3 protein-coding genes and 1 pseudogene are annotated in these 4,866 nt (G+C 45.2%); 3 read left to right on the top strand and 1 reads right to left on the bottom strand.

The window, feature by feature from the left end; all coding sequences use genetic code 11:
- Nucleotides 1–50: 50 nt before the first annotated feature.
- A pseudogene (locus AC4II3_RS31290) lies at nt 51–314 on the top strand (RNA-guided endonuclease TnpB family protein); the annotation flags it as partial.
- The gene (locus AC4II3_RS31285) at nt 259–486 is read left to right on the top strand and encodes a DUF433 domain-containing protein (RefSeq protein ID WP_488016442.1); all 228 of its coding nucleotides are present in this window, start codon (nt 259–261) and stop codon (nt 484–486) included. The pseudogene AC4II3_RS31290 and the gene AC4II3_RS31285, both read left to right, overlap by 56 nt.
- 61 nt (nt 487–547) lie before the next feature.
- Here AC4II3_RS31285 and AC4II3_RS31280 read toward each other — a convergent pair whose 3' ends face one another.
- The gene (locus AC4II3_RS31280; protein ID WP_488016440.1) at nt 548–2,740 is read right to left on the bottom strand and encodes a GumC family protein; all 2,193 of its coding nucleotides are present in this window, start codon (nt 2,738–2,740) and stop codon (nt 548–550) included.
- A 695-nt stretch (nt 2,741–3,435) separates the two neighbouring features.
- On the opposite strand from AC4II3_RS31280, the gene AC4II3_RS31275 reads away from it, so the two are divergent.
- The gene (locus tag AC4II3_RS31275; protein WP_488016438.1) at nt 3,436–4,782 is read left to right on the top strand and encodes a RuBisCO small subunit-like domain-containing protein; all 1,347 of its coding nucleotides are present in this window, start codon (nt 3,436–3,438) and stop codon (nt 4,780–4,782) included.
- Nucleotides 4,783–4,866 lie beyond the last annotated feature (84 nt).

Here is a 4,866-nt window from a genome sequence, read left to right as displayed (position 1 = left end):
ACGGTTTTGGAGACGAGTCGCAGAGGTGACTCTGCGGCTTAGTTTAATAAAAACCGAATGGGTGGAAAGCGTCAGGAAAACGTATCAAGCGTGGTCTTTACCGAAGTGGAGACGGTTCAATTGTCAATGCCGACTTGAACGGCAGTGCCAACATTTTACGAAAAGTAGCCAGCAAGCTAGGGATAAACCTTAGCCGACTGGGTAGACGGTCTTTGACTACCGTAGCGAGAATTAGACTTTGGGTATTGCCTCAGTCTAATCTGTCAGCAGAATCCCCGCGTATGCGCGACCGGGGAGTGTCAAAGCGACCCTGACATCCTGGGAGGAACCCCTGTTTTTGTTGGAACTCCTGTGCCAATAAAAACTTTGCTCGATTATCTCAAAGCAGGGGATCCACTCGACGAATTCTTAGAGCATTTTCCCAGTGTTAGGCGCGAGCAAGCGATCGCAGCCCTTCAATTGGCGGTAGTGGTACACAATTCGTGATTTTAGCTCCCTACTCCCTACTCCCTACTCCCTGCTCCCTGTTCCCTTTGCTATGATCTAATTACTCATAACTAGCAACATCAAGTATTCTATTAAGAGCAACGCTCTCATCTGAAATGTATTCCTGAGAAAAATAGTAATAACTGTTAGGCTCATTATCAGGAATCACACCATTAACGACTAAGCCTAGAACAGTCTGACCAGACTGCTCCAAAAGTCCCTTGGCGAAAGCAGCACTACCGGAATCTACCACTCCAGGTCGCGAAACTAACAGCACACCATCGGTCATTTTTCCTAGGATAGGAGCATCAGCAGCAACGTTTAAAGAAGGGGTATCAATAATCACAAAGTCGTAACGACTAGCAACATGGTTAATCAATGAAGCCATGCGCTCGGAATCCAGAAGCACTGCTGGATTAGGAGGTACTACTCCAGAGGTCAGGACATCGAGAGTCTCGCTCACTGGTTTAATGGCATCCCCCAATTGAACCTGGTTAACAAGCATATTGCTCAAACCCACTTCATTGGACAAATCCCAGATCCGATGTTGAACAGGCTTATGGAGATCAGCATCGATTAGCAATACCTTACTTCCTCGCTGAGCAATCACTGCTGCTAAATTAGCAGACACCGTTGACTTACCTTCTTGAGGTAAGGAACTAGTCACAGTCACCGCCTTGATCGCTTTATCTGAACTCAAAAACTTGAGATTTGCTTGCAGCATCCGATAGGATTCACTGATGGGAGACCGAGGCGTATTCCGAACAATAACTTGGGGCGTAAATGGATCTAAAACTTCCTGGGATTGATTTAACAATTGAGATTTATTAAAGTGGGGAATCACACCCAGTAAGGTAAACTTAAATAATTGCTTAACGTCTTTAATTGTTTTCAGAGATTTATCTCTTGTTTCTAAAATATAAATAATTGCTGCGGTGGCCAACAGTCCCTGAAAACAAGCAGCAATATAGGCTATTTTAGCAGACGAAATCGGAATAATCGGCACCTGAGCCCCGGCAATAATGCGGGCATTACCCATGTTTTGATTTTCCGCTACCTGAATTTCCCCAAGCTTATTTAGCAAGAGAGAATAGGTTGATTGGGACACATCAAGTTGCCGTTCTAACTCCCGCTGCTGTTGTTCCAGTCTAGGGAGATCGTTAAGTCGTTTTCGGTAAGCGGTTTGGGCATTGACTAAGGCTTTAGTCTGATTAGCCAAACCTAAACGAGCTGCTTCTAATTCTACTAGCTCTTTAGTCAGGTCTTGTTGTAAATCGCCCAGTTGAAAAAGCTGGCTATGAGGTTTCGGCTGAGCCTTAGAAACCTGTTTGACTCGCTGGTTTAGGATACCTTTTAGGCTGGCTACCTTACTTTCTAACTTAGCAATTGTGGGATGGGTGGGTTGGAAACGGTTACGCTCTAGGGCTAGTTCAACTTCCACTTGGCGCAATTCTTGGAGTGCCTCCTGCACCTCAGCAGACTGCTTGAGAGCCGTTAGAGCGATAGCTTGCTTGGAGTTCATGCCCAATCGTGTTTGGAGCGATTCGTACTGGGCATTGACATCAGCCATTTTAGACTGATTTTGGGCAATTTCCTTTTGCAAATCTGTCAGCACCTCGATAGCTGAGCGAGCTTCTGCGTCTAAGGAGATCACTTGATTCTCTTGTTTGAACTGACGCAAAGCTGCTTCTGTTTTACTCACAGTAGCTTCGGCTTGAGGTAACTGTTTCTCAATAAACTTCCGAGCAGCTACAGCTTCAGCCCGTTGAAAATCTAAGTGATTTTCTAAATAGATACTCATTAGTTGATTAACAACTGCTGCTGCTTCTTGAGGGTCTTGAGATTGGTAAGACACTTCTAGAAGATCGGTTTTGCGGATATTGGTTACACTGACATTGTGTAAAAAGTCTTTAATTGCTAAAGGTTTCCCCTGATTATCTTTAAGATTTAGTACGGTGATCGTCTTTTGAGCCAGAGGCTCAGACATCATGATGTTGGCTTCTGTATCTAGAGGATTACTTTGGTCTACCAGAGGTTGTAAAATACCAATTTCTTTACCTACCTCGGTGACTGAAGACGTCGTATTAAGCCGCTTAAATAACAGCAATCCTTGGGCTACATATACCGGTTTTTGAAATGATGCCACCAAAGACATAATCACAGAAACTGTTACAAAAATACCGGAAGCTGGTAGCCAACGTCGCTTCAGGATCCACCAATATTGTTCAAACCTTGAGGATTCAGGAGAGTCCATAAATAGCTCAAGAAAAAATTTAAGTACCTGATGCTTATTTAGGGATATCCTAGCCCAGCCAATATTATCAATTGTGCCAATACGCCAATAAGCGAATTTGATTACTGTTTGTTTTTGAAGGTTTAATCGGGTTAATTGGGTTGAACGCGATCGCGTGGCCAATAGGCCAAGGTTTAAGGTTGAAGGTTGAAGGTTGAAGGTTGAAGGTTGAAGGTTGAAGGTTGAATCGGGTTAATTGGGTTGATGGTTGATGGTTGGCTGGTTGAAGGGTTAATTGGGTTGATGCTTAGCTGGTTGAAGGGTTAATTGGGTTGATGCTTGAATGTTGGCTGTTCGCTGTCAACTTTAAACCTACCCTACTTCAGACGCCAAAGGCAAACAACCAAATAACCTACCCTACACCGAATCGCCTTGGGCGAACAACCAAATAACCTTAAACTTTAAACCTTAAACTTTAAACCTTCAACCTTCAACCTTCAACCAGCCAACCTTCAACCAGCCAACCTTCAACCCGCCAACCTTCAACCAGCTAACCTTCAACCTTCAACCAGCCAACCTTCAACTTTGGCCTATTGGCCACGCGATCGCGTTCAACCCGATTAACCCGATTAAACCTTCAACAAACTGTAATAGTATTTCCAATAGGGTAAAAAATTGCCGGATTTGACGAGATTATCACCAGAGCACCTGTTTGTATGTCCCAGCATTATTACATTTCTCCCCGGTTTATCGATAAACTGGCGGTTCACATCACTAAAAACTTCCTTGAGATACCCCATGTCCGTGTGCCTCTAATTTTGGGAATTCATGGACGGAAGGGGGAGGGTAAGTCCTTTCAGTGTGAGCTTGTGTTCGAGCGCATGGGAATTGAAGCGGTTCATATGTCTTCTGGTGAGCTAGAAAGCCCAGATGCTGGGGATCCAGCCCGTCTGATCCGCTTGCGCTACCGAGAAACGGCTGAAATGATCCGAGTCAAGGGTAAGATGTGTGTGCTGATGATCAATGACTTGGATGCTGGGGCGGGACGGTTCGATGAACGCACCCAATATACGGTAAATACCCAGCTGGTGCATGGGACTTTGATGAACATTGCTGATAATCCCACCAATGTCCAACTTCCAGGGAGTTATGACTCACAACCGATCCACCGAGTACCGATTATTGTCACTGGTAATGATTTTTCTACTCTCTATGCGCCTTTGACTCGGGATGGTCGGATGGCGAAATTCTACTGGGAGCCCAACCGAGAGGACCGGATTGGTATTGTTAGTGGTATCTTTCACGGAGATGGACTCTCTAGCGGGGAGATTGAACAACTGATTGAGACCTTCGACAATCAAGCCATTGATTTCTTCAGTGCTTTGCGATCGCGTATTTACGACGAACAAATCCGTAAGTTTATTTACGATATTGGTCTAGACCGAGTTTCCTCTCGTGTAGTCAACAGTAAGGAAGGACCCCCCAAATTTGAAACACCAAACTTTAGCCTCTCCCGCTTAATTGAGTTTGGAGAACTGATTAAAGCTGAGCAGCAACGGTTAGAACTGAGCGGACTAGCTAGGGAGTACAATCAAGTCCCCTCCCTGACGAGCCAACCAAGTAATACAAATACTAATACAAATAGTAGTTATAATATCCCAACCCCTGACCAACCTCAAGCAAACCACAAGGCACCTGTATCCAATCCAGTCATCAGTCAGTCAACTAGCCCTAAAATCGCGAACGGGTTAAATCACTCTGAGACAGGACAGCACAACGGTAGCAAAAAGCCCTTAGATCTAGCATTAGATCTAGAAACCCAAGACCAGATTGGAGAGCTTTTGGCTCAAGGTTACCGCCTTACCCTAGAATACGGCAATGAGCGTCGCGTTAAGAATAATGCTTGGAAAAGTGGGAATCCGTTACCAGAAAACAATGTATCGGACGCGATCGCTGCTTTGACAGAACGCTTAGGGGAGCATAAGGGTGAGTATGTGCGCCTAATTGGTATCGACACCAAAGCCAAGCGGCGGGTTCTCGAAAAGATTATTCAACGGCCTTGAGATCTCTCCTCCTTGAAGAGAGGGAGATAGGGAGATGGGGAGATGGGGAGATGGGAACCCACCCCTAACCCCTCCCAGGAGGGG

This window comes from Moorena sp. (genome assembly GCF_982860115.1).
Note: the sequence above shows the minus strand (reverse complement) of the source record. Positions and strands in the feature narration are given on the sequence as shown.